This window comes from Streptomyces griseorubiginosus (genome assembly GCF_036345115.1).
Lineage (GTDB): Bacteria > Actinomycetota > Actinomycetes > Streptomycetales > Streptomycetaceae > Streptomyces > Streptomyces griseorubiginosus_C.
Genome location: NZ_CP107766.1, coordinates 8,132,116 through 8,153,820 on the forward strand (window position 1 = coordinate 8,132,116; position 21,705 = coordinate 8,153,820).

Sequence of the window (21,705 nt, forward strand, 5' to 3'; positions counted from 1 at the left end):
GGAGCGAGCGCGTGTTCATGCGGAACCGATACCTGCCGCCTTTCGCGGCCCTCGTGTCCCTTTCCACGGTGGCCGGATGCGGTGTGTTCTCCTCGGACTCCTCCGACGACGGCAAGACGATCGTCGTAGGAACCACCAGCGCCCCGGCCACGCTGGACCCGGCTGCCTCCTGGGACAACTCCTGGGAGCTGTTCCGCAACGTCTACCAGACACTCCTGAACTACTCGCCCGGCGGCTCCGACCCCGAACCCGACGCCGCCGAGCACTGCGAGTTCACCGACTCGTCGAGCACCGAGTACAGCTGCACGCTGCGCGAGGGGCTGGAGTTCTCCAACGGGCACACGCTGGACGCCAAGGCCGTCAAGTACTCGTTCGACCGGATCAAGAAGATCAACGTCAACGGCGGCCCCGCGGGCCTTCTGGGCACCCTGTCCCGTGTGCAGGTCAAGGGCGACCGGGAGGTCGTCTTCCACCTCAGCCAGCCCGACGCCACCTTCCCCCTGGTGCTCACCACGCCCGCCATGTCGATCGTGGATCCCGAGGAGTACTCCGCGACCGCGATCCGCAAGGACGGCAAGATCAGCGGCTCCGGGCCCTACAGCCTCGACTCCTACCAGGAGGGCGAGAAGGCCGAGCTCGTCCGCAACAACAACTACAAGGGCATAGCGGACCTCAAGAACAACGCCGTCACCATCCGCTACTTCCCGCGGTCCGACGAGATGGTCAAGGCTCTCAAGGACAAGGAGATCGCGGTCGTCTACCGCGGACTCGGCGCCTCCGACACCGTGGACATCGAGGTCAACCAGCAGAAGGAGGGGCTCCAGCTCATCGAGAACCCCACCACCGAGATCAGTTACCTGGTCTTCAACCCCAGCGACCCGTGGTCCGCCAAGCCCGCCGTCCGCAAGGCCGTCGCCCAGATCGTCGACCGTCCCGCGCTCGTGCACTACGTCTACAAGGACACCGTCGAACCGCTGTACTCGATGGTCCCGGCCGGACTGACCGGCCACACGACCAGCTTCTTCGACGACTTCGGGGACCCCAGCGTGCCCAAGGCCAAGAAGCTCCTCACGGACGCGGGCATCACCGAGCGCGTCCCGCTGACCCTCTGGTACACCAGCGACCGCTACGGCTCGACGACCAAGCCCGCCTTCGAGGAGCTGAAGAAGCAGCTGGAGGCCTCCGGGCTGTTCCGGATCACTCTGAAGAGCCGCCCGTGGAAGACCTACGTCGAGGGCTACCAGAACGGCGAGTACCCGGTGTTCGGGCGCGGCTGGTTCCCCGACTTCCACGACGCCGACAACTTCATCGCCCCCTTCGTGGGCAAGCAGAACGCCCTGGGCACCCCGTACGACGCCCCCGAGATCACCGGCAAGCTGCTGCCGGAGTCCCGCGCGGAGAGCGACCGCGGGGCCGTGGGGCCGCAGATCGAGGAGGCCCAGCAGGTCTTCGTGAACGACGCACGGCTGGTGCCGCTGTGGCAGGGCAAGCAGTACGTGGCCGCGAACGAGGAGATCGCGGGCCTCGAGAAGGTCATCGACCCGGCGACCATGATGACGATGTGGGAGCTGTACTGGAAGACCAGCTGGTAGGTCCCGGATTCCGGGACGGGCGGCGGCGATTGTCAGTGGGCGCCTGTAGGTTCTGAAGCCTGCAAGTGACCGCACATCGTGAGGAATTGACGTGACCGACATCGCCATGCTGCCCGAGTCCTGGCGCGGGGTTCTGGGTGACGAGCTCCAGCAGCCGTACTTCAAGGAGCTGACGGAGTTCGTCGAGGACGAGCGGGCGAAGGGTCCCGTCTACCCGCCCCGCGAGGAGGTCTTCGCCGCGCTCGACGCGACGCCCTACGACCAGGTGAAGGTCCTGATCCTCGGCCAGGACCCTTACCACGGCGAGGGCCAGGGACACGGGCTGTGCTTCTCGGTCCGCCCGGGCGTCAAGACCCCGCCGTCCCTCCGGAACATCTACAAGGAGATGAAGGAGGAGCTGGGCCTGGAGATCCCGGACAACGGCTACCTCATGCCGTGGGCCCAGCAGGGCGTCCTGCTGCTCAACGCGGTGCTCACGGTCCGTTCCGGTGAGGCCAACTCCCACAAGGGCAAGGGCTGGGAGAAGTTCACCGACGCGGTGATCCGGGCGGTGGCCGAGCGGCCCGACCCGGCGGTGTTCGTGCTGTGGGGCAACTACGCGCAGAAGAAGCTCCCCCTGATCGACGAGAGCCGGCACGTGGTGGTCAAGGGCGCGCACCCCTCCCCGCTCTCGGCCAAGAAGTTCTTCGGCTCCCGCCCGTTCACCCAGATCAACGAGGCGGTCGCAGCGCAGGGCCACGACCCGATCGACTGGACGATCCCGAACCTCGGCTGACGTCCGCCGGCGGGCCGAAGCGACGGGGGACCGGCCCGGGGGGTGCTGATTGGGTGTTCGGCCGTGGGCGGGTGAGGTGGTCGTAGCGGGGGACGGGGGCCGGCTCGGGGGAGCGGTGATGCCCGGTCCGTGGGGAGTGACGCGATCCCGGGCTCTCCGTGGGCGCGGCCGATCCCGCCGGAGCCGGTGGTCGCCGTGTCGCAGATGGGCGTAACGGACCACGCGTCGCCGACGTGAACCGGTGCCCAGGGCCTAGCGTCGAAAGGGACAGCGACACAGCCGAGCGAGGCCGGAGGACGCTTTGACGGAGCGACAGGAGATGGCGGCGCCGGATGCCGTGATGACGCGGATCGGGCAGGTCGTCATGCTGTGCCACGCGGGGGACCGCGAGGAGGCCCGGCACCGCTTCCTGGCCCTGTGGGCGGAGCTCGGTGAGGACGGCGACCCGCTGCACCGCTGCACCCTCGCGCACTACATGGCCGACGCCCAGGACGACCCCTGCGACGAGCTCGCCTGGGATCTCAGGGCGCTGACGGCCGCCGAGGAGCTCACCGACGACCGCCTCACCCGTCACGAGGGCGCGCTCGCCGTACGCGCCCTGTATCCCGCGCTGCATCTGAATCTGGCCGTGGACTATGTGCGCCTCGGCCGTACCGACGCCGCCCGCTCGCACGTACGCCGGGCCCGCAGGGCCTCGGCCCACCTCGGCGAGGACGGCTACAGCGACGGGGTGCGGGCCGAGATCAGCAGACTCGAGCTGCGGCTCGGCGAAGGGGGAGCGGCCGGTGACGGAGGCTGGGGGCCGCCGCGACAGCGGCCCTGACACCCCGGCGACCGGACGACCCGGAGCCCGACCGACCGCGCCCGGTTCCTCAGCGGCCGTAGGTCTGCTCGCAGATGACCGATTCGGGGCTGCCCTCCTGCCAGCGGCCGTACTTCCTGCCCAGCGCGCAGACGTCCTTCTGGCTCCTGGGGACCGACTTGGGGATCGACCGGGCCACGTCCGGGATCTCCACGCGCGGCTGCCGGGGATGGCGTACGTCCGGGTGCCGCCGCTCGGGAGGCGCCGGGTGCGCGGGGTGTTCCGGACGGGAGTGGTCCGGCTGGTGGCGCTCCGGTCGTGCGGGGGCCGCAGTCGTCCCCGGTGCGGTGCGTGGCGCGGTTCCGGCCGGCTTCGCCGACCGGGACGCTTCGATCATGGACAGGGCCTCCTGGGCCGGAGCCTGCACGATCTGCGGCTCCGCCTGACCGTCCGGACGGGCGTCCCCCGGGCCCGGCAGCCGCGAAGGCGCCAGGGTGGGCGGCGGCCCGGTCACCGGTGGACGCTGGATCGTCACACAGCCGGTGAGGGCCGAGACAGCCACGGTGACCAGGAGCGTTGCGGTAGTCGTGGTTCGATGCACCCGCGTCACTCTGCTGGTTCGGGCGTCCCGGGCGACAGCGGACAAGCGGAGGTTGCCCCGCACGGGTGATCTCCGTGCCCATACGGCGTGCTCATGCCTCCCGGTGCTGACGGCACCCGTCGTCTCCGGTGCTGACGCCTTCGCCTCCCGGCGTCGGCCTCACTCGCCGGTGGCACCGTCGATGCGCTCGCGGAGCAGGTCGGCGTGGCCGTTGTGGCGGGCGTACTCCTCGATCATGTGCGTGTAGAGCCAGCGCAGGTTGAAGCGCTCGCCGGTCCGGCGGTGCTTGCCCATGGTGATGTCGTCCAGGCCGAAGCGAGCGGTGTTCTCCCGGGCCCTGCCGATCTCGGCCTGCCAGGTGCCGTACGCCTCCTCCCAGGTGTCGGCCTCGGTGACATGGAACTCGCCGTCCGGGTCGGCCTCGCTGTAGTAGATCGGTCCCGCGTCCTCGTCGGCCAGTACCCGGCGGAACCAGTTGCGCTCCACCTCCGCCATGTGCCGCACCAGGCCCATCAGGGAGAGCGTCGAGGGCTGCACGGAGGCGGTCCTGAGCTGGGCGTCGGTCAGTCCCTCGCACTTCTGGGCGAGGGTGGTGCGGTGGTAGTCCAGCCAGCCTTCCAGGCTGCTGCGTTCGTCGGCGGTGGTGGCGGGTTCGCGGCGCTCGATCGTCATGGCCGCAATCCTCTCCCGGTGAAACCGCGCCGACCAACGATTTCCGGGCCGCCGTATGCTTCCGGCAAGACGTCGGCAGACAACCGTTGGGGGAGTCCACGTGAAGGTCGGCTGCATCGGACTCGGCGACATCGCGCAGAAGGCCTATCTGCCGGTGCTCGGCGGCCGGCCGGAGGTCGAACTGCACCTCCAGACCCGGACACCGGCCACCCTCGCCCGGGTCGCCGACGCCCTGCACCTCCCGGACGCCCGGCGCCACGCCGACCTGGACGCGCTGCTCGCCCAGGACCTCGACGCGGCCTTCGTGCACGCTCCGACGAACGTCCACCCCGACATCGTCACGCGGCTCCTGGAGGCGGGCGTACCGACCTACGTCGACAAGCCGCTCGCCTACGAACTCGCCGACTCGGCACGGCTGGTGGCACTCGCCGAGGAGCGGAACGTCTCGCTGGCGGTCGGGTTCAACCGGCGGTTCGCGCCCGGGTACGCGCAGTGTGCCGAGCACCCGCGCGAGCTGATCCTCATGCAGAAGAACCGGATCGGGCTCCCGGAGGAGCCGCGCCGGATGATCCTCGACGACTTCATCCACGTCGTCGACACCCTGCGCTTCCTGGTGCCCGGTCCGGTCGACGACGTGACGGTACGCGCACGCGTGCAGGACGGGCTGCTGCACCACGTCGTGCTCCAGCTCGCGGGGGACGGCTTCACCGCGCTCGGCGTGATGAACCGGCTCAGCGGTTCGGCCGAGGAGATCCTGGAGGTGTCCGGGCAGGACACCAAGCGGCAGGTGCTCAACCTCGCCGAGGTGATCGACCACAAGGGCCAGCCGACCGTGCGGCGGCGCGGCGACTGGGTGCCGGTGGCCCGGCAGCGCGGCATCGAGCAGGCGGTGTTCGCCTTCCTCGACGCCGTGCGCGCGGGAAAGGTGCTCAGCGCCCGGGACGCGCTGGCGACCCATGAGATGTGCGAGCGGGTGGTACACGCGGTTCAGGAGCGCTCCGCCTGAGCCGGAGCGTGCGCAGCCCGTCGGTGGCGCACCACGCCAGGAGGACCAGCAGGGCCGCGTGCACGGTCCAGTCGCCGAAGCGGACGTACGGCGTGGTGCCGGTGGCCAGCGGTACGTCGTAGACGCGCGAGGTGCTGGCGTCGGTGCCGACCCACCGGCCGACGCGCCGGCCGCTCGCGTCGTAGACGGCGGAGACCCCGGTCAGGGTCGAGTGGACCATGGGGCGGCCCGTCTCGGCGGCGCGCAGGGCGGCGAGCGAGGCGTGCTGTTCGGGGGCCCAGCTGTTCTGGAAGGACGAGGTCGCCGACTGGGCGATCAGCACCTGGGCGCCGTCCTCCGCGAGATGGCGGCTCATGTCGGGGAACGCCGACTCGAAGCACACCATCGGGCCGACCTTCAGATCGTGGCCGACGTCCATCACGACCTGCTGGGAGCCGTGCCTGCGGTTCTCGCCGGCCGCCTTGCCGACCGAGGTGGCCCAGCCGAGCAGCGAGCGGGCCGGGATGTACTCGCCGAAGGGGACGAGGCGCATCTTGTCGTAGCGGTCGCCGGTGAGCCCGTCGGGGCCGACGAGCACCGAACTCTTGTAGATGCCGGGCTTGTCGGAGCGGCGGGCGTCCACGTTGACCAGGATGTCGGCGCCGGTCTCCTGGGAGAGCGCCGCGATCCGCTGCGCCAGGTCGGGGCGGTCCCCGAGGTCGAAGCCGACACTGCTCTCGCCCCAGACGACCAGGTCGACGTCCTGCCCGGCGAGGTCGCGGGTCAACTGCTCCTCGCGGGCGAAGCGCTGGTCGGGGCCGCTGATGACACCGGGCTGGACGACCGCGATCCGGGTGCCGCCGCCGGTGTCGGGGCGCGGCGCCCCCACCCAGGCCGCCGAGGTCACGGCGGCCGTCGCGACCAGGCCCGCCACGGCGGGGACCCGGGACGCACGGATCGTCACCAGGACGGCGACACAGACGTTGACGGCCACGATCAGGAAGCTGATCAGCCACACCCCGCCGACCGAGGCCAGCCTGAGCGCCGGTCCGACCTCCCACTGACTGGCGCCGAGGACGCCCCACGGGCCGCCGAGGCCCTGCCAGGAGCGGACGAGTTCGATGCCGAGCCAGCCCGACGGCAGCACGACGAGGGCGGCGGCGGTCCGGCCGCGTGAGGGCGTCCCGGCCAGGAAGTGCCGGACCAGCGCGCCCCACGGGGCCCACAGCGCGCCCAGCAGGGCGCCGATGACGAAGATGAACACGCTCAGGCTCGGCAGCAGCCAGTGGTGCATCCCCACCATGAAGCCGAAACCGCCGGCCCAGCCGTCGTAGGCCGCCCGTTTCGCCGTCGGAGCCGAGCGGATCAGCGCGATCCACGGAACGAGGGCGACGTAGGCGAACCACCACAGGGAGGGGGCGGGGAACGCGAGGAGGGGGAGGGCGCCCGCCAGCACGGCGACGGTCGTGCGCCGCCACGGGGAGGCGAGCCAGTGGCCGAACGTCTTCATACGGCGCCTCCTACCCCGTGAGTGTCATCGGTGATCGTGGGGTTGACCACCCGGCGGGCGTCTCAGTTGATCACAGGTGCCGGCCGCGGGTCGGGCAGACGCCGCCATTTCTCCTGTACGACGACCTCGCGCAGCCGCCAGCCCTCGTCGGTGCGGGTGAGGGCGAAGGCGTAGCGGCCGCCGCAGACGAAGTCCGGGGCGGTGGCGTTCGTGCCGGCGAGGCGCATCGGGTTGATGTAGTCGGCCTGGACGCGGGCCGTGTCGCCGGTGTCCTGGTCGAGGGTGCCGAAGCGGACGCGGCGGTTGACGATCAGGTGCTGCCGCATCGAGAACAGCCCCATGCTGTCCGCGAGCCATGCGGCGACGTCGTGCGCGTCTCCTTCGACCCCGCCCGCGGAGCGGTAGTCGGCCCGTCCGTCTGAGGTGAAGAGTCCTCGGTACGCCTCCCAGTCGCCGTCGTCCACTGCCACGGCGTAGTCGGTGACGAGTGCGTCCACGGCCAGCCGGTCCATCACGGTCGCGAGCTCCACACGCTGCGTCATCGGCTCAGTGTTGGGCATGGGACGAGCGGCGGCTAGGGGCGTGCGGGGACATTCGGAGGGGCGGCGCGGTGGACCTGGGTCAGCGGTCGGCCAGGACGTCCACCGGCCAGGCGGCCGAGTGCGGGCCGAATCTGTTCTCGGCCGCGAGGGCGACCAGGCGGGCGTTGCGGGCGTCCGCCTCGGGGCCGTCGGGCAGGTGGTAGTCGTGGCCCGCGCGGGCGGAACTGGCCTGCACGGCCGTGGCGGCCGGGACCCGTCTGCGGACGTACCGGTCGAGGGCGTCGGGGACGTCGTCGGGTGCCGCGCCGGTGAGGCAGTCGCCGAGGACGGCCGCGTCCATGACGGCCTGGGCGGCGCCCTGGGCCTGGAACGGCACCATGGCGTGGGCGCTGTCGCCGAGCAGGGTGACCCGGCCGAGGTGCCAGCGGGCGAGCGGGGCGCGGGTGTGGATGCCGTAGCGGAAGACCTGGCCCGCGCGTTCGAGGACGGTCAGCAGGCGCGGGTCCCAGCCGGCGAAGGTACGCAGCTGCTCGCCGGGTTCCGCCTGCGCGGTCCACGACTCCTGGGCCGCCCGGTCGGTCACGAACACGGCGACGACGTTGAGGAGTTCGCCGCGGCGCAGCCAGTAGTGGACGACGTGCCGTCCCGGTCCGAGCCAGCCGGCGTACTCCGGCAGGTCCAGGTCGGCGACCTCGGCGGCGGGGAGCAGGGCCCGGTAGGCGGCGGTGTGCGAGAACAGCGCCTCGTCCGCGCCGAAGAGCCGCTGGCGGGCGGCGGAGCGGATGCCGTCGGCGGCCACGACGAGGTCGGCGTCCAGGTGTTCACCGGCCGCCGTGGTCACCCGGGCCGACCTGTCGTCCTGGTCGATCCCCACGACTGCGGTGCCCAGGCGCAGCGATCCGGGCGGTACGGCGGCGACGAGGGCCTGTTGGAGATCGGCGCGGTGGACCTGGAGGTACGGCGCCCCGAACTCCTCCTCCGCCGCACGGCCGATGACGTAACGGCAGATCTCGGAACCGTCGGACCAGGTGCGGAAGCTCACGTGGGCGGGGCGGGTGGACTGCCGCGCGACGGCGTCGAGGACGTCCAACCGGCGCAGTACGCGGGTGGCGTTGGGGGCGAGCTGGATGCCGGCGCCGATCTCGGTGAGCCGCCGCGACTGCTCGACGAGCGTCACGTCATGGCCGGCCCGGCGCAGGCTCAGTGTCGCGGTCAGTCCTCCGATGCCGGCGCCCACGACGATCGCTCTCATGGCGGGACCTCACTTCGAGGGGGACTCGAGGCTGGGTCCGGGCAGGGTATCCGAGGGAACTCCGGGGCCGTACACCGTGTTTCGGCCTGGGTGCGGCCCGGTTCAGGCCGCTTCGATGATGTCGGCGCGGATGGCGGCCGCCCACTCGACCACCAACAGCTCGTACTCCGCGCGCTCCTGGGACGACAGCGTGCCGCCGGCGCGCATCCAGAGCGCGCGGATCTGCTCGTTCACCTCAGCAGCGGACCGCACGGAACCAGGGGTCACGGAATCGGGGGACATGCGCACCAGCCTAGGCGCAAGAACTGACAGTCCGCTACCGGACGGCTACGCAGAACGTATGCGATGCGTCACGGGAACCAAGGGCTGCGAGGGAGATGTTCGGTCCCCGTGCGCCTCAGCCCGCCGACTCCGCCGCGTGAGGGCTCAGAACGCCCGCCGTGACCAGGGCGATGATGACGATGCCGAGGGCGATGCGGTACCAGACGAAGGGCATGAAGCTCTTGTGGGAGATCCACTTCATGAACCACGCGATGACGGCGTATCCCGTCGCGAAGGCGATCACCGTGGCGAAGATCGTGGGGCCCCACGAGACGTGGTCGCTCTCCATCGCGTCCTTCAGCTCGAAGAGACCGGAGGCGAGGACGGCCGGGATGGCGAGGAGGAAGGAGTAACGCGCCGCGGACTCGCGCTTGTAGCCCATGAAGAGGCCGCCGCTGATGGTCGCGCCGGAGCGGGAGACACCGGGGATGAGGGCCATGGACTGGCAGAAGCCGTAGATCAGACCGTCCTTGACGCCGAGGTCCTCAAGTCCCTTGCGCTGCTTGGGCGCCCGGTGCTTGCCCCCGGTCTCGTCCCGCGCCGCGAGCCGGTCGGCGACGCCGATCACGATGCCGACGACGATCAACATCGTGGCGGTGATGCGCAGATCGCGGAACGGCCCCTCGATCTGGTCCTTGAACAACAGCCCCAGCACACCGATCGGGATCGAGCCCACGATCACCAGCCAGCCCATCTGGGCATCGTGGTCGCTCCGCAGCTCCTTGTTCACCAGGGAGCGGCTCCACGTCGAGATGATCCGCCCGATGTCCTTGCGGAAGTAGATCAGCACGGCGGCCTCGGTGCCGATCTGCGTGATCGCGGTGAAGGCCGCCCCGGGGTCCTTCCAGCCCGAGAAGGCCGCGGTCAGGCGCAGGTGCGCGCTGGAGGAGACGGGAAGGAACTCGGTCAGCCCCTGGACGAGTCCGAGGATGAGTGATTCGAACCAAGACATGAAGTTACGGCGTCCAAGTGCTGGTCGTGTGAGGGGAGTCGGGCGCGCCACATCACCGGGAGCGGTGATCGGGGTGCGAGGGCAGCGTAGCGTCCCGCGGTGACGGCTCCGGCACAGGGGCGGTCAGGCGGCCGTCGGCCCGCTCACCGTCCAGCCGGGGGCCTGCGGATGGGACGTCAGGTCCTCGTGGGCCACCACGCTCCCGCAGACCGAGCAGCAGACCACCGGCAGCAGTTCGTGGCCGCAGCTGTGCTCGACGACCATGGGCCGGTCGTCCTCCCCGCGCAGGTGCCGGTCGCCCCACGCCATGAGGGTCAGCAGCACCGGCTCCAGTTCCAGACCCGCCTGCGTGGGCCGGTACTCGAAGCGCTGCGGCCGCTCGCTGTAGACCCGCTTGGTCAGGATCCCGGCGTCCACGAGCCGGCGCAGCCGGGTGGCCAGGATGTCGCGCGGGGCCCCGATGTTGCGGACGAGCTGGTCGAAGCGGCCGTTGCCCAGGCAGACCTCCCGCAACACGAGCAGGGAGTACTTCTCACCGACGAGCGTCAGGGCGTCGGCGATCGAGCAGGGTCGCGGGTCCTTGGTGGCGGCCATGCGCCCAGTCTAGGGGAGGGTTTGTTTTTCCAACTCACCGCGCTATGGTGAGTTTGGATTTCCTACTCACTGGTAGCCGTGGAGGGCCCAGCATGCGTGACGCAGTGATCGTCGAAGCCGTACGCACTCCCATCGGCAAGGGCAAGCCGAACGGCGCCCTCGCACACGTGCACCCCGTCGAACTCCTCGCCCACACCCTGCGCACCCTCGTGGAGCGCTCCGGCGTCGACCCGGCGCTCATCGACGACGTCATCGGCGGCACCGTCGACCAGGTCGGCGAACAGGCCATGAACACCACCCGCTACGCGGCCCTGTCGGCCGGCTTCCCGGAGACCGTCCCGGCGACCACCGTGGACCGGCAGTGCGGTTCCTCCCAGCAGGCCGTGCACTTCGCCGCCCAGGGCGTGATCGCGGGCGCGTACGACATCGTCGTGGCCTGCGGGGTCGAGTCGATGAGCCGGGTGCCGATGTGGTCGAACGTCCCCGAGGGCAAGGACCCCTTCGGCCCCGGGATCGCCGAGCGCTACAAGGAGGGCCTGGTCCCCCAGGGCATCAGCGCGGAGCTCATCGCCGCCAAGTGGTCGATCACCCGCGAGCAGATGGACACCTTCGCCGTCTCCTCCCACCACAAGGCCGCCGCGGCCTGGGAGAAGGGCCTCTTCGACGCCGAGGTGGCGCCCCTGGACGGTGTCTCCCGCGACGAGTGCGTCCGCCCGGGCAGCACCCCCGAGATCCTCGCCGGCCTCAAGCCCGCCTACCACGACCCGAACTTCGCCGAACGCTTCCCCCAGATCGACTGGAGCGTCACGGCGGGCAACGCGAGCCCGATCAACGACGGCGCCTCGGCGGTCCTGATCATGTCCGGCGAGACCGCCGAACGTCTGGGCCTGCGCCCCCTGGCCCGGCTCCACAGCTTCGCCGTCACCGGCTCCGACCCGATCCTCATGCTCACCGGAGTCGTCCCGGCCACGGAGAAGGTCCTGCGCCGCGCGAACCTCACCATCGACGACATCGACCTCTTCGAGGTCAACGAGGCCTTCTCCAGCGTGGTCCTGGCCTGGCAGCAGGAGACGGGAGCGGACCTGGCCAAGGTGAACGTGCACGGGGGCGCGATCGCGCTGGGGCACCCCCTGGGCGCGAGCGGCACCCGCCTGACGACGACGCTGGTGCACGCGATGCGGGAGCGAGGGGCGCGCTACGGGCTCCAGACCATGTGCGAGGCGGGCGGCCTGGCCAACGCGATGATCCTGGAGAGGGTCTGATCAGCGCCCTTAGAGGCGCGGGGAACTGCGCGACCAGCCACGACGCCGCCGCACTCGCCGGACGGCCGTGCGAGGCAGTCTCAGCCGCGCAACGCGTGCCGCTTGCGCCAGGCCACCACGACCCCCGCAAGCCCCGGCAGGGCAATCGCCGCCATGGCGATCAGAAACGCCGGTGACGTGGGCGCCGAAGCCCGCGCGCCCGCCACGACGTACGCGGCGGTGTTCGGTATCGACCCGAGCGCCGTCGCGGCCAGGAACGGCACGTATCCCATCCGGGACACCGCGGCGCAGTAGTTCGCCGCCCAGAACGGCACCCCGGGAAACAGCCGGGCCGCCAGCATCGACCGGAACCCGTGCCGGCTGAGCTGCCCGTCCGCGGCCTTAAGCCACCGCCCCCGCAACAGCGGCCGCAGCGCGTCCTGCCCGAGCACCCGGCCGAGACCGAAGGCGAGCCCCGCCCCGAGCACCGTACCGGCGAGCGCCGAGGCGAGCCCGAGCTGCGATCCGAAGAGCGCGCCCGCGGCGAGGTTCAACAGCGGGCGCGGCACGAACGCGACCGTGCACAGCCCGTACGCCACCCCGAACACGACCGCGGCCGCGATCCCGCCGAGCTGGGGCGGCCAGCCGTCCGAGAGCAGCCTCTGCGGCTCGAAGAGCAGAACCGTGGTGGCGGCGCCCGCGAGCAGGGCGACCAGCAGGGAGAGCCGGGACCACGGCGACAGCAGCACTCTCGTGCAGCGGGCGGTGAGACCCACCGGAGCGGGGACGGGGAGGGCGAGCTCCGTGGCGATGGCCGGGGGAGTGGCCGTGGCGGTGCCCCCAGAGCGGGTGGTGGCATCGAGCATCCAGTGACGGTAACCGACACGGAGGGGTGATCGCCGTACGGATGCCGTCGGTTGTGCGGACGAACGGCGACGGGAGGCCGTAAAAAACCGTTCGACGTGGGACGACGCATCGGACATGATCTGCGTCATGTTCCGGTACGCCTTCGCTCTCGCAGCATCCGCAGTCGCGGATGCGCCGAAGGCTGCCGTTCCCGTTTTCCCGGCCGCCGCCGACGGCGCCCGAAGCTGACCCTTCCCGGACAGTCCGGCGGACCCCGCAGGGGGAGGGTCGGCGAGTCCTCGGGGTCCCCGTTCTTCCACGAACACGAAGAGGCTTCGAGGTATCGCCATGTCCAAAACCGCTTACGTGCGCACCAAGCCGCACCTGAACATCGGCACGATGGGTCACGTCGACCACGGCAAGACCACCCTGACCGCCGCCATCACCAAGGTCCTCGCCGAGCGCGGCAGCGGCACCTTCGTGCCGTTCGACCGCATCGACCGGGCCCCGGAGGAGGCCGCGCGCGGCATCACCATCAACATCGCGCACGTCGAGTACGAGACCGACACCCGGCACTACGCGCACGTCGACATGCCGGGCCACGCCGACTACGTCAAGAACATGGTCACCGGGGCCGCGCAGCTCGACGGGGCGATCCTCGTCGTCTCCGCGCTCGACGGGATCATGCCGCAGACCGCCGAACACGTGCTGCTCGCCCGGCAGGTGGGCGTCGACCACATCGTGGTCGCCCTCAACAAGGCGGACGGCGCCGACGAGGAGCTGGTCGAGCTCGTCGAGCTGGAGGTCCGTGAACTGCTCACCGCGCACGGCTACGGCGGCGACGCCGTGCCCGTCGTACGGGTCTCGGGGCTCAAGGCCCTGGAGGGGGACCCGCGTTGGACGGCGTCGATTGAGGCGCTGCTCGACGCGGTGGACACGTACGTCCCGATGCCGGAGCGGTATGTGGACGCGCCGTTCCTGCTGCCCGTCGAGAACGTGCTGACCATCACCGGCCGGGGGACCGTGGTGACCGGGGCGATCGAGCGGGGCACCGTGCGGGTGGGTGACCGGGTCGAAGTGCTCGGGGCCGCCGTGGAGACGGTGGTGACCGGGGTCGAGACCTTCGGCAAGCCCATGGAGGAGGCGCAGGCCGGGGACAACGTGGCGCTGCTGCTGCGGGGCGTTCCGCGGGACGCCGTACGCCGTGGGCATGTCGTGGCCGCGCCGGGCAGTGTGGTGCCGAGTCGTCGCTTCACCGCGCAGGTGTATGTGCTGTCTGCGCGGGAGGGCGGACGTACGACGCCCGTCTCCACCGGGTACCGGCCGCAGTTCTACATCCGTACGGCGGATGTGGTGGGGGACGTCGACCTCGGTGAGGTCGCCGTCGCGCGGCCCGGGGAGCGGGTCGTCATGACCGTGGAGCTGGGTCGGGACGTGCCGCTCGAGGCGGGTCTCGGGTTCGCCATCCGTGAGGGTGGGCGGACCGTGGGGGCGGGGACCGTGACCGCCGTCTCGTAGGGGTGGCTGGTGTGCGTGGGGGGCTGCGGGCCGGTTGTGGCTGGTCGCGCCCGCGCGGCGGAGCCGCAGATCGATACAGCCCCGCGCCCCTGAGTCGGCACACTGGACGCGTGGATGATTCGATACCGGTCGCCAAGGCCACCGACTTTGGTTTCGCCAAGCTCATGCCCGATGTCGATCGGGAGCGGGCCTGGTTGCTGACCGTGGACGGGGCTCCGCAGTCGTACGTGGACCTCGATGAGCCCACCCATCTGGAGTTCGAGTACGCCCGGCGGCTCGGGCACGTGCTGGACCTCGTCGGGGAGACGGGGCGGGCGCTGGACGTCGTGCACCTCGGTGGGGGTGCGATGACGCTCCCGCGGTATCTGGCGGCCACCCGGCCGGGGTCGCGGCAGGACGTCGTCGAGTTCGACCGGGGGCTGCTGGAACTGGTCGTCGAGCAGCTGCCGCTTCCGGACGGAGCGGGAATCGCGGTGCACGCCGCCGACGCCCGGAGGTGGCTGGAAAAGGCTTCGGCCGACTCCGCCGACGTGCTCGTCGCCGACGTCTTCGGCGGGTCGCGGGTTCCCGCGCAGCTGACGTCCCTGGAGTACGCCCGTGAGGCCGCGCGGGTGCTCCGGGGCGACGGGGTCTATCTCGCGAACCTCGCCGACTCCGCGCCCTTCGCGTTCCTGCGGTCCCAACTCGCCAATTTCGCCGAGGTCTTCGAGGAGCTCGTGCTGATCGCCGAGCCCGCGGTGCTGCGGGGGCGGCGGTTCGGGAACGCGGTGCTCGTCGCCGCGCGCCGGCCGTTCGACACCGCGGCGCTGGCACGGCGTACGGCGGCCGACGCCTTTCCCGCGCGGGTCGAACACGGGGACGGGCTGCGGACGTTCATGGTGGGGGCGCGGCCGGTGCCGGACGCGGACGCCGTGGCCTCACCCGAGCCCCCCGACGGGGCGTTCGGCATCGGCTGAGTCGCTGGGCGTGACCTGGGTGACCTGCTTGGTGTTCCGGCGCAGGTCGCGGACGTCCGGTACGCACAGCACGGCCGCGGTGACCGCCGCGATCAGGCCCGAGCAGCCCCACAGGGCCGCGGTGCGTCCGAACGCCGACTCCGCCGGGCCGGCCAGCGCCGCCGCAAGCGGCATGAGGGCGACCGAGCCGAACCAGTCGTAGGCCGAGACACGGGAGAGCTTGTCCTCGGGTATCTCCTGGTGCAGGGCGGTCATCCAGGAGACGCCGAACACCTCGACGGTCGCGCCCGCCACGAACATCGCCGTGCACAGCAGGGGCACCGAAACCGGTACGGCCAGCGCGGCGGAGGGCAGCGCCAGCGGGAACACGCACAGGATGCCGACGAACAGCAGCCGCCGCGGCTTCCAGCGGGTCATCAGGAGGGCGCCGACGACCGTGCCCGCGCCGAAGAAGCCGAGCGCCACGCCCCACGGGCCCGCCCCGCCCAGGTGGTCCCGGGCGACGAGCGGCCCGTAGACCGCGTCGGCCGCGCCCAGGACGGCGTTGGCGACGGAGAACTGGAGGACGATGCCCCACAGCCACGGCCGCCCCGCGACCTCGCGCCAGCCGTCGCGCAGGTCGGCGAGCATGCCCGTGCCCGGCTCGCGGGCCGGGATGTGACTGACGTCGAGGAAGGAACGCAGGGAACCCGCGAGCGCGAAAGCGACGGCGTCGGCCGCGAGGACCCAGCCCGGGCCGACCGCGGCGACCATCGCGCCGCCGAGCGCGGCACCGCCCAGTGCCGCGCCCTGCATCGCCATCCGGAACACCGCGAAGGCGCGGCCGGCCTGTTCGCCGCTCACCGAGGACAGCAGCATGCCCTCGGCCGCCGGGCTGAAGAACGCCTGCCCGGTGCCGCCGAGCGCGGTCAGCAGCATCATCTGCCACAGCCGGGGCTCGCCGGCCAGGACCAGGACGGCGAACGCGCCCTGGGAGAGGCAGTTGAGGGTGTTGGCCGCAACCATCACGCGGTGCCGGGGCAGCCGGTCCGCGACCGCGCCGCCGATCAGCAGGAACACCACCAGAGGGAGGGTGCGGGCGGCGGCCACCAGGCCCACGTCGCCGCCGTCGCCGCCCGCCTCCAGTACGGCGAACGCGGCGGCGATCAGGGCGCCGTTGCTGCCGAGGTTCGTCACGAACGCGGCGACGGTCAGCAGGCCGTAGTTGCGGCTCGCCCAGGCGGGACCGCGGGTGCGGGAGGAGTCGGCGGAGGGGGTCACCGGCCGACTATCGCCGCCGGGGGCCCGCCTTGCCAAACCTTTTGCGGGCCGGAGGCCGGAGGAGAAGAGACGGCGATCACGGGGACCGGCGCTGTCCGCGATGGCTACCCATGGGTAACATCGCGGCATGAGCGCAGACCAGATGTCCGTCGGCGAGATGCTCGCCGCCACCGTGCCCATGGTGCGGACCCTGAACCTCGAGTTCCTGGAGACCGGCCCGGAGAAGGTCGTGGTGGCCCTCCCCGACCAGGGCGAGTTCCACAACCATGTCGGCGGACCGCACGCCGGGGCGATGTTCACGCTCGCCGAGTCGGCCAGCGGGGCCGTCGTCCTGGCCGCGTTCGGCGACCAGCTCTCGCGCGCGGTACCGCTCGCCGTCAACGCGGAGATCGCCTACCGCAAGCTCGCGATGGGCGCGGTGACGGCCACGGCGACCCTGGGGCGCCCGGCCGAGGAGGTCGTCGCCGAACTGGACGCCGGGCAGCGCCCCGAGTTCCCGGTCACGATCGAGATCCGCCGCGCGGACGGGGCGGTCACCGGTGAGATGACGGTGGTGTGGACCCTGCGGCCCAACGGCTGAGCCCCGTCCGGCGGATGAGCGCGGGGTCTCCTGTACCCCTCGCTCAGGCCGCCGTCCGCCTGCGTCGGACCCCTTCGCCGTCCTCCAGCCCGGCCGCGAACTCCTTCAGCCAGGCGATGAACCCCGGGCCCAGGTCGTCGCGGGCGCAGGCCAGGCGGACCACGGTGCGGAGGTAGTCCGCCTTGTCGCCGGTGTCGTAGCGCAGGCCGTCGAAGACGACGCCGTGGACCGTGCCGGTGGTCGCGAGGGTCTGGAGGGCGTCGGTGAGCTGGATCTCGCCGCCGCGGCCCGGCGGGGTGCGCTCCAGGACGTCGAAGACCGCCGGGTCCAGGACATAGCGGCCGATGACCGCGTAGGCGCTGGGCGCGGTGTCGGGGGACGGCTTCTCCACGAGCCCGGTCACCCGCACCAGTCCCTCCTCGGCCGTCGGCTCCACGGCGGCACAGCCGTAGAGCCGGATCTGCTCGCGAGGCACCTCCATGAGCGCGACCACACTCCCGGCGTACCGCGCGCGGACGTCGAGCATCGTGCTGAGCAGCGTCTCGCGCGGGTCGATCAGGTCGTCCCCGAGCAGGACGGCGAAGGGCTGGTCGCCGACGTGCCGGCGGGCGCAGAGCACCGCGTGGCCGAGGCCGAGCGGCTCGCCCTGGCGGATGTGGTGGATGTTGGCGAGACGGGCCGGGTCGCGCACCGCGTCCAGGCGTATCGCGTCGCCCTTGGCCGCGAGGGCCTGCTCCAGCTCGAAGGCGTTGTCGAAGTGGTCCTCGATGGCCCGCTTGTGGCGGCCGGTGACCATCAGTACGTCGTCGAGCCCGGCCGCCGCGGCCTCCTCGACGACGTACTGGATGGCCGGCTTGTCGACGACCGGGAGCATCTCCTTGGGTGTTGCCTTGGTCGCCGGCAGGAACCGGGTGCCGAGCCCGGCGGCCGGGACGACCGCCTTGCGGACCGCGCGGGCGGTGGGGGCGGTGGGGGCGGCCGTAGTGGGCGGGGGCGTGGTGGTCGGGTGGGGGACGATCATGCGGATCATGCTGCGGTACCGGGATGAGAGCGCACCCGGAGCGGCCTGGGAGCTCCCTGTGGACCGTGCGTGGAGGCTTTGGGGACTTGGAGATTTCGTGTGCCAAGGATCCGGCGATGTACACAACTTGAGGCCGACGCCCCACTTGTTTTCGAAAACGGGTGCGGATACCCGCGGTAACTTTTCTGAAGCGGCCTCTTTTTGAACATGGGTCACTCGAACTTCTTGTTACGCCTGCATCAATTGTGCGAAGGTGAGCGCCCCTCCGACGGCCGAGTCGCTTTCTGACGCGGCATAGGTACGCACCAATCAGGCACCTGCTTTCCGGGGACGCGCATATTCCATGCCGTCCTGCGGCTTGGAAGGAATTGGTCCCGTGCAATCCGCTCACCCGCCCCGACCCCCTTACCCCCCACGCCCCGGATCGAGCCCGGGAGAGTCCGACCGCACTCTTCTGGCCCGGCTCGGTGAGAAGAGCACGGACGGTCACGCCGTCGCGCTGTTGATGGCGCGGCACTGGCAGGCGACCTACGCGTACTCGGTCATCTGTCTTGCCTCCTGGTCGCCTTCGGCCTCCATGGCGGCCGCCGCGGCTTTCGACCGGGTGCTGAGCCGACCGGGTCAGGGCGCACTGCGTCCCCAACTTCTCGTAGCGGTGAGGGAGTTCGTCAAGGAGTGGGCCGCGGACGACGATATCTCCGCCGTACTGCCGGAACTCCGCAAGACGATCGGTGGCCGTGGTCTACGCGCGGCGAGGTCCGTCACCCCGGAAAGGAGGCAACTCGCCGAACGCGCATTCCGGGCTCTTCCCGGGGCCTCCCAATGCCTGTTGTGGCATGCCGAGGTCGAGGCCGAACCCATATCCGTACCGGCCGGTCTGCTGGGCGTGGACACGGCCCGTGCGGCCGCCGCCCTGGAGCAGGCGCGCGAGCAATTCCGCGCCGGTTGCGTCCGCGCCCACCGGGAACTCGCGCCCACCAGTGAATGCCGTTTCTACAACCGTCTCCTGGATGTCCCGATTCGCCGGGGCGGAGACCTTCTGCCCGATGTCCGTAAACATCTGTCGGAGTGCCGGTACTGCCGTCATGCCGCCGAACAGCTCAGCCATTTCGAGGGCGGTCTGGAGGTGCTGCTCGCCGAGACGATGCTCGGCTGGGGCGCCCACCGCTATCTCGAATCCCGGCCCGCCCGCGCCGCCGACCGCCCGGCCCCCGCGCTGCACGGCGCGGCCCGCCCCCGGCCCGGCGGACGCCACCGCCCCGCGAACGGGGGTCCGCCGCGCCGCCACACCAAGACCGTGCTCGTGGGCGCCGGGCTGACCTCCCTCGCCCTGCTGGCGACGGTGCTCGTGGCCAAGGGCTGGTCCGACGACGGCGTGCCCACGTCCAACGTCACCTGGGGCGCGGCGACCGGAAACACCGTGCGGCCGAGCCCCGTGGAGAACTCGCGCTCCGCCGGCTCCCCGTCCCCCGCCTCCGTGGGCGATCCCGTCGAGGTCGGCCACGGCCGGCTCCGCAGCATCGACGCCGGGCTGTGCCTCGACACCCCCGACGGCCGGACCGCCGACGGCGTCGAGGCCGTGCTCGCCGCATGCTCCACCGCCGGGTCCCAGCAGTGGTCGTACCAGGACGACGGCCTGCTGCGCAGTGCCGCCGACCCGAGGCTCTGCCTCGACTCGGACGCCGGGAAGGGGTCCGTCGTGGTCGCGGACTGCCAGGGGCAGGTGGGCGAGGTGCACTACGACCTCACCGTGCGCGGCGAACTGCTGCTGCGCCGGGGCAAGGGGCTGCTGGTCGCGCCGGGCAAGGGCGACACCGTGGTCGTCACCGAACGGGACGGCTCGAAGAAGCAGCGGTGGGCCCTGGAGTTCGCCGACGGGAGCGCGCCCACGGGGCAGGAGACCCGGCCGCCGAAGGACGCGGAGACGGGCGGTCCCTCCGTCGGTCCGGACGGGAAGCCGGTGGGCCCGGACGGGAAGCCGTTGGGGCCGGACGCGGAGCCGCTCGCTCCGCCTCTCGCCACGCCCCCCGGCGCCGACGGGCACCCCGACAAGGGGCCCGACCAGGACCAGGCACCCCCTTCGGACCAGCAGGGCACGCCTCCGGGTCACTACGAGACCCGCGTGGCGCAGGTCGACGACAGCGACTCCGGGCCCCGCTCCGACGTCGGCGGCGAATCCGGTTCGGGGGCGGCGGCCGCCGGGGCGGAGGCCGCGGTCGGTGCGGTCGTGGACACCGTGACGTCGGTGACGGCACCCCTCTCGTCGGGGCCGGCAGCCGTCACCTCGGCCGTGCGGGACGCGCTGCCGTAGCGCACGCGACACCGGCACCGGGGCCGCCCTGCCGGAGGCGGCCCCGGCGGGTGCGCGCCGAGGTCCGGTGAGCCGTTGCTCCGGACGGCGGTTCACGTGACCCGGTAGGCTGCCACGGCGCGCGCCGGAACGTGGCGCGTGCCGGAACGTGACTCAGGAGGAACCGGCGTTGCACGTCCAGGAATGGCTCGACACCGTGCCCCCGGCCGCCGTCTACGCCCTGGTGGGCCTGGTCATCGGCCTGGAAAGCCTGGGCATTCCGCTCCCCGGCGAGATCATCCTGGTCTCCGCCGCGCTGCTCTCCTCGCAGCACGCGGGCATCAACCCCGTGGTGCTCGGCGCGTGCGCCAGCGTCGGGGCGGTGGTCGGTGACTCCATCGGGTACGCGATCGGACGCAAGGGCGGACGACCCCTGCTCGCCTGGCTCGGCAACAAGTTCCCGAAGCACTTCAGCGAGGGCCATGTCGCCACGGCGGAGCGGTCCTTCGAGAAGTGGGGCATGTGGGCGGTGTTCTTCGGCCGCTTCGTCGCCCTGCTGCGGATCTTCGCCGGACCGCTCGCCGGTGTGCTGCGGATGCCGTACTGGAAGTTCCTGATCGCCAACGTGCTCGGCGGGATCGTCTGGGCGGGCGGCACGACCGCCGTCATCTACTACGTCGGCATCGTCGCCGAGTCCTGGCTGAAGAAGTTCTCATGGCTCGGGCTGGTGCTGGCGGTGCTGATCGGGCTCACCTCGATGCTCGTGCTCAAGCGCAAGGCGGCCAAGGCCACGGCGACGGCGGCGGCCCAGAAGCGGGCGGCCGAGCCGGAGACCGTCCCGGCCGCCGACTGATCCTCACGGCGTCTCGTGCACCTCGTGGTGCGCCTTGGCCAGATCCGCGTACAGCGTGCCGTTCAGGGTGACCCCCTGACGCTCCTCCTCCGTCAGCTCCCGCCGGACCTTCGCGGGCACGCCCGCCACCAGTGAACCGGGCGGCACCCGCATGCCCTGCGGCACCAGCGCCTGGGCCGCCACCAGGGAACCCGCGCCGATCACCGCGCCGTTCAGCACGGTCGCGCCCATGCCGATCAGGCAGTCGTCCTCGACCGTCGCGCCGTGCACGACCGCGTTGTGGCCGACGGAGACGCGCTCGCCGATCGTCACCGGGAAGCCGGGGTCGGCGTGCAGCGTGCAGTTGTCCTGGATGTTGCTCCGGGCGCCGACTGAGATGCGTTCTACGTCGCCGCGGGCCACCGCGCCGTACCAGAGGCTGGCCCCCGCCTCGAGCGTCACGTCCCCGATCACCGAAGCGGTGGGCGCCACGAAGGCCGCTTCGTCGATCGCCGGTTCCCTTCCGCCGATGCCCGTGATCAAAGCCTTGTGCGCCATTTCGC

22 protein-coding genes are annotated in these 21,705 nt (G+C 71.5%); 10 read left to right on the top strand and 12 right to left on the bottom strand.

The features are described from left to right. The first annotated feature begins 11 nt into the window (after positions 1-11). The 3 genes from OHN19_RS36745 (at position 12) to OHN19_RS36755 (ending at position 3,190) form a co-directional block, all read left to right on the top strand. Entirely contained in the window at positions 12-1,592 is a 1,581-nt protein-coding gene (locus OHN19_RS36745) for an ABC transporter substrate-binding protein (protein WP_330268312.1), read from the top strand. A 91-nt stretch (positions 1,593-1,683) separates the two neighbouring features. Beyond that, on the top strand, positions 1,684-2,367 hold the full coding sequence (locus OHN19_RS36750) for a uracil-DNA glycosylase (RefSeq protein WP_330268313.1): 684 nt from the start codon (positions 1,684-1,686) through the stop codon (positions 2,365-2,367). A gap of 301 nt (positions 2,368-2,668) precedes the next feature. Then, complete coding sequence (locus tag OHN19_RS36755; RefSeq protein ID WP_330268314.1) at positions 2,669-3,190, top strand: hypothetical protein; 522 nt, start codon at positions 2,669-2,671, stop codon at positions 3,188-3,190. A gap of 49 nt (positions 3,191-3,239) precedes the next feature. Here the strand turns inward: OHN19_RS36755 and OHN19_RS36760 are convergent, their stop codons facing one another. Next, positions 3,240-3,731 carry a hypothetical protein gene (locus OHN19_RS36760; RefSeq protein WP_330268315.1) on the bottom strand — a complete coding sequence of 164 codons (492 nt, stop codon included), beginning with the start codon at positions 3,729-3,731 and terminating at the stop codon, positions 3,240-3,242. Positions 3,732-3,929: 198 nt separating this feature from the next. Continuing rightward, entirely contained in the window at positions 3,930-4,442 is a 513-nt protein-coding gene (locus OHN19_RS36765) for a DinB family protein (protein WP_330268316.1), read from the bottom strand. 100 nt (positions 4,443-4,542) lie between these two features. Here OHN19_RS36765 and OHN19_RS36770 point away from each other — a divergent pair, with 100 nt between their 5' ends. Continuing rightward, complete coding sequence (locus tag OHN19_RS36770) at positions 4,543-5,448, top strand: Gfo/Idh/MocA family oxidoreductase (RefSeq protein WP_330268317.1); 906 nt, start codon at positions 4,543-4,545, stop codon at positions 5,446-5,448. Here the strand turns inward: OHN19_RS36770 and lnt are convergent. From lnt to OHN19_RS36800, 6 genes are all read right to left on the bottom strand, one after another. Further along, a complete protein-coding gene (gene lnt, locus OHN19_RS36775; RefSeq protein WP_330268318.1) occupies positions 5,372-6,937 on the bottom strand; it encodes an apolipoprotein N-acyltransferase in 1,566 nt (521 codons plus the stop codon). The two genes, OHN19_RS36770 and lnt, sit on opposite strands and share 77 nt — an antisense overlap. 62 nt (positions 6,938-6,999) lie before the next feature. Further along, complete coding sequence (locus tag OHN19_RS36780; RefSeq protein ID WP_330268319.1) at positions 7,000-7,479, bottom strand: nuclear transport factor 2 family protein; 480 nt, start codon at positions 7,477-7,479, stop codon at positions 7,000-7,002. A gap of 79 nt (positions 7,480-7,558) precedes the next feature. After that, positions 7,559-8,731: an FAD-dependent monooxygenase gene (locus tag OHN19_RS36785; RefSeq protein WP_330268320.1), complete on the bottom strand. Its 1,173-nt coding sequence runs from the start codon at positions 8,729-8,731 to the stop codon at positions 7,559-7,561. Positions 8,732-8,833: 102 nt separating this feature from the next. After that, entirely contained in the window at positions 8,834-9,013 is a 180-nt protein-coding gene (locus OHN19_RS36790; RefSeq protein WP_123759363.1) for a hypothetical protein, read from the bottom strand. 115 nt (positions 9,014-9,128) lie between these two features. Then, positions 9,129-10,004, bottom strand: coding sequence for an undecaprenyl-diphosphate phosphatase (locus tag OHN19_RS36795; RefSeq protein ID WP_330268321.1), 876 nt, complete (start codon positions 10,002-10,004; stop codon positions 9,129-9,131). A gap of 123 nt (positions 10,005-10,127) precedes the next feature. Beyond that, positions 10,128-10,598 carry a helix-turn-helix domain-containing protein gene (locus OHN19_RS36800; protein ID WP_330268322.1) on the bottom strand — a complete coding sequence of 157 codons (471 nt, stop codon included), beginning with the start codon at positions 10,596-10,598 and terminating at the stop codon, positions 10,128-10,130. 92 nt (positions 10,599-10,690) lie between these two features. On the opposite strand from OHN19_RS36800, the gene OHN19_RS36805 reads away from it, so the two are divergent. Then, positions 10,691-11,860, top strand: coding sequence for a thiolase family protein (locus tag OHN19_RS36805; protein ID WP_330268323.1), 1,170 nt, complete (start codon positions 10,691-10,693; stop codon positions 11,858-11,860). An 80-nt stretch (positions 11,861-11,940) separates the two neighbouring features. Here OHN19_RS36805 and OHN19_RS36810 read toward each other — a convergent pair whose 3' ends face one another. Further along, positions 11,941-12,705: a TVP38/TMEM64 family protein gene (locus tag OHN19_RS36810; protein WP_330268324.1), complete on the bottom strand. Its 765-nt coding sequence runs from the start codon at positions 12,703-12,705 to the stop codon at positions 11,941-11,943. 328 nt (positions 12,706-13,033) lie between these two features. Between OHN19_RS36810 and tuf the strand changes: the two genes are divergently transcribed. Next, positions 13,034-14,203 (top strand): elongation factor Tu, encoded by a 1,170-nt coding sequence (gene tuf / locus OHN19_RS36815; RefSeq protein ID WP_330268325.1) that lies wholly within the window; start codon positions 13,034-13,036, stop codon positions 14,201-14,203. A 110-nt stretch (positions 14,204-14,313) separates the two neighbouring features. Then, complete coding sequence (locus OHN19_RS36820) at positions 14,314-15,159, top strand: fused MFS/spermidine synthase (RefSeq protein ID WP_330268326.1); 846 nt, start codon at positions 14,314-14,316, stop codon at positions 15,157-15,159. On the opposite strand, the gene OHN19_RS36825 is transcribed toward OHN19_RS36820, so the two are convergent. After that, complete coding sequence (locus OHN19_RS36825) at positions 15,121-16,419, bottom strand: MFS transporter (protein WP_330268327.1); 1,299 nt, start codon at positions 16,417-16,419, stop codon at positions 15,121-15,123. The two genes, OHN19_RS36820 and OHN19_RS36825, sit on opposite strands and share 39 nt — an antisense overlap. A 142-nt stretch (positions 16,420-16,561) precedes the next feature. Here OHN19_RS36825 and OHN19_RS36830 point away from each other — a divergent pair, with 142 nt between their 5' ends. After that, positions 16,562-16,999 carry a DUF4442 domain-containing protein gene (locus OHN19_RS36830; protein WP_330269791.1) on the top strand — a complete coding sequence of 146 codons (438 nt, stop codon included), beginning with the start codon at positions 16,562-16,564 and terminating at the stop codon, positions 16,997-16,999. A gap of 43 nt (positions 17,000-17,042) precedes the next feature. Here OHN19_RS36830 and galU read toward each other — a convergent pair whose 3' ends face one another. Then, on the bottom strand, positions 17,043-18,020 hold the full coding sequence (galU, locus tag OHN19_RS36835) for a UTP--glucose-1-phosphate uridylyltransferase GalU (protein WP_330268328.1): 978 nt from the start codon (positions 18,018-18,020) through the stop codon (positions 17,043-17,045). Between the two features lie 376 nt (positions 18,021-18,396). On the opposite strand from galU, the gene OHN19_RS36840 reads away from it, so the two are divergent. Next, on the top strand, positions 18,397-20,331 hold the full coding sequence (locus OHN19_RS36840; protein WP_330268329.1) for an RICIN domain-containing protein: 1,935 nt from the start codon (positions 18,397-18,399) through the stop codon (positions 20,329-20,331). A 169-nt stretch (positions 20,332-20,500) separates the two neighbouring features. Further along, positions 20,501-21,163 carry a DedA family protein gene (locus OHN19_RS36845; RefSeq protein WP_330268330.1) on the top strand — a complete coding sequence of 221 codons (663 nt, stop codon included), beginning with the start codon at positions 20,501-20,503 and terminating at the stop codon, positions 21,161-21,163. Positions 21,164-21,166: 3 nt separating this feature from the next. Here the strand turns inward: OHN19_RS36845 and OHN19_RS36850 are convergent, their stop codons facing one another. Next, a complete protein-coding gene (locus tag OHN19_RS36850) occupies positions 21,167-21,700 on the bottom strand; it encodes a gamma carbonic anhydrase family protein (RefSeq protein ID WP_330268331.1) in 534 nt (177 codons plus the stop codon). Positions 21,701-21,705 lie beyond the last annotated feature (5 nt).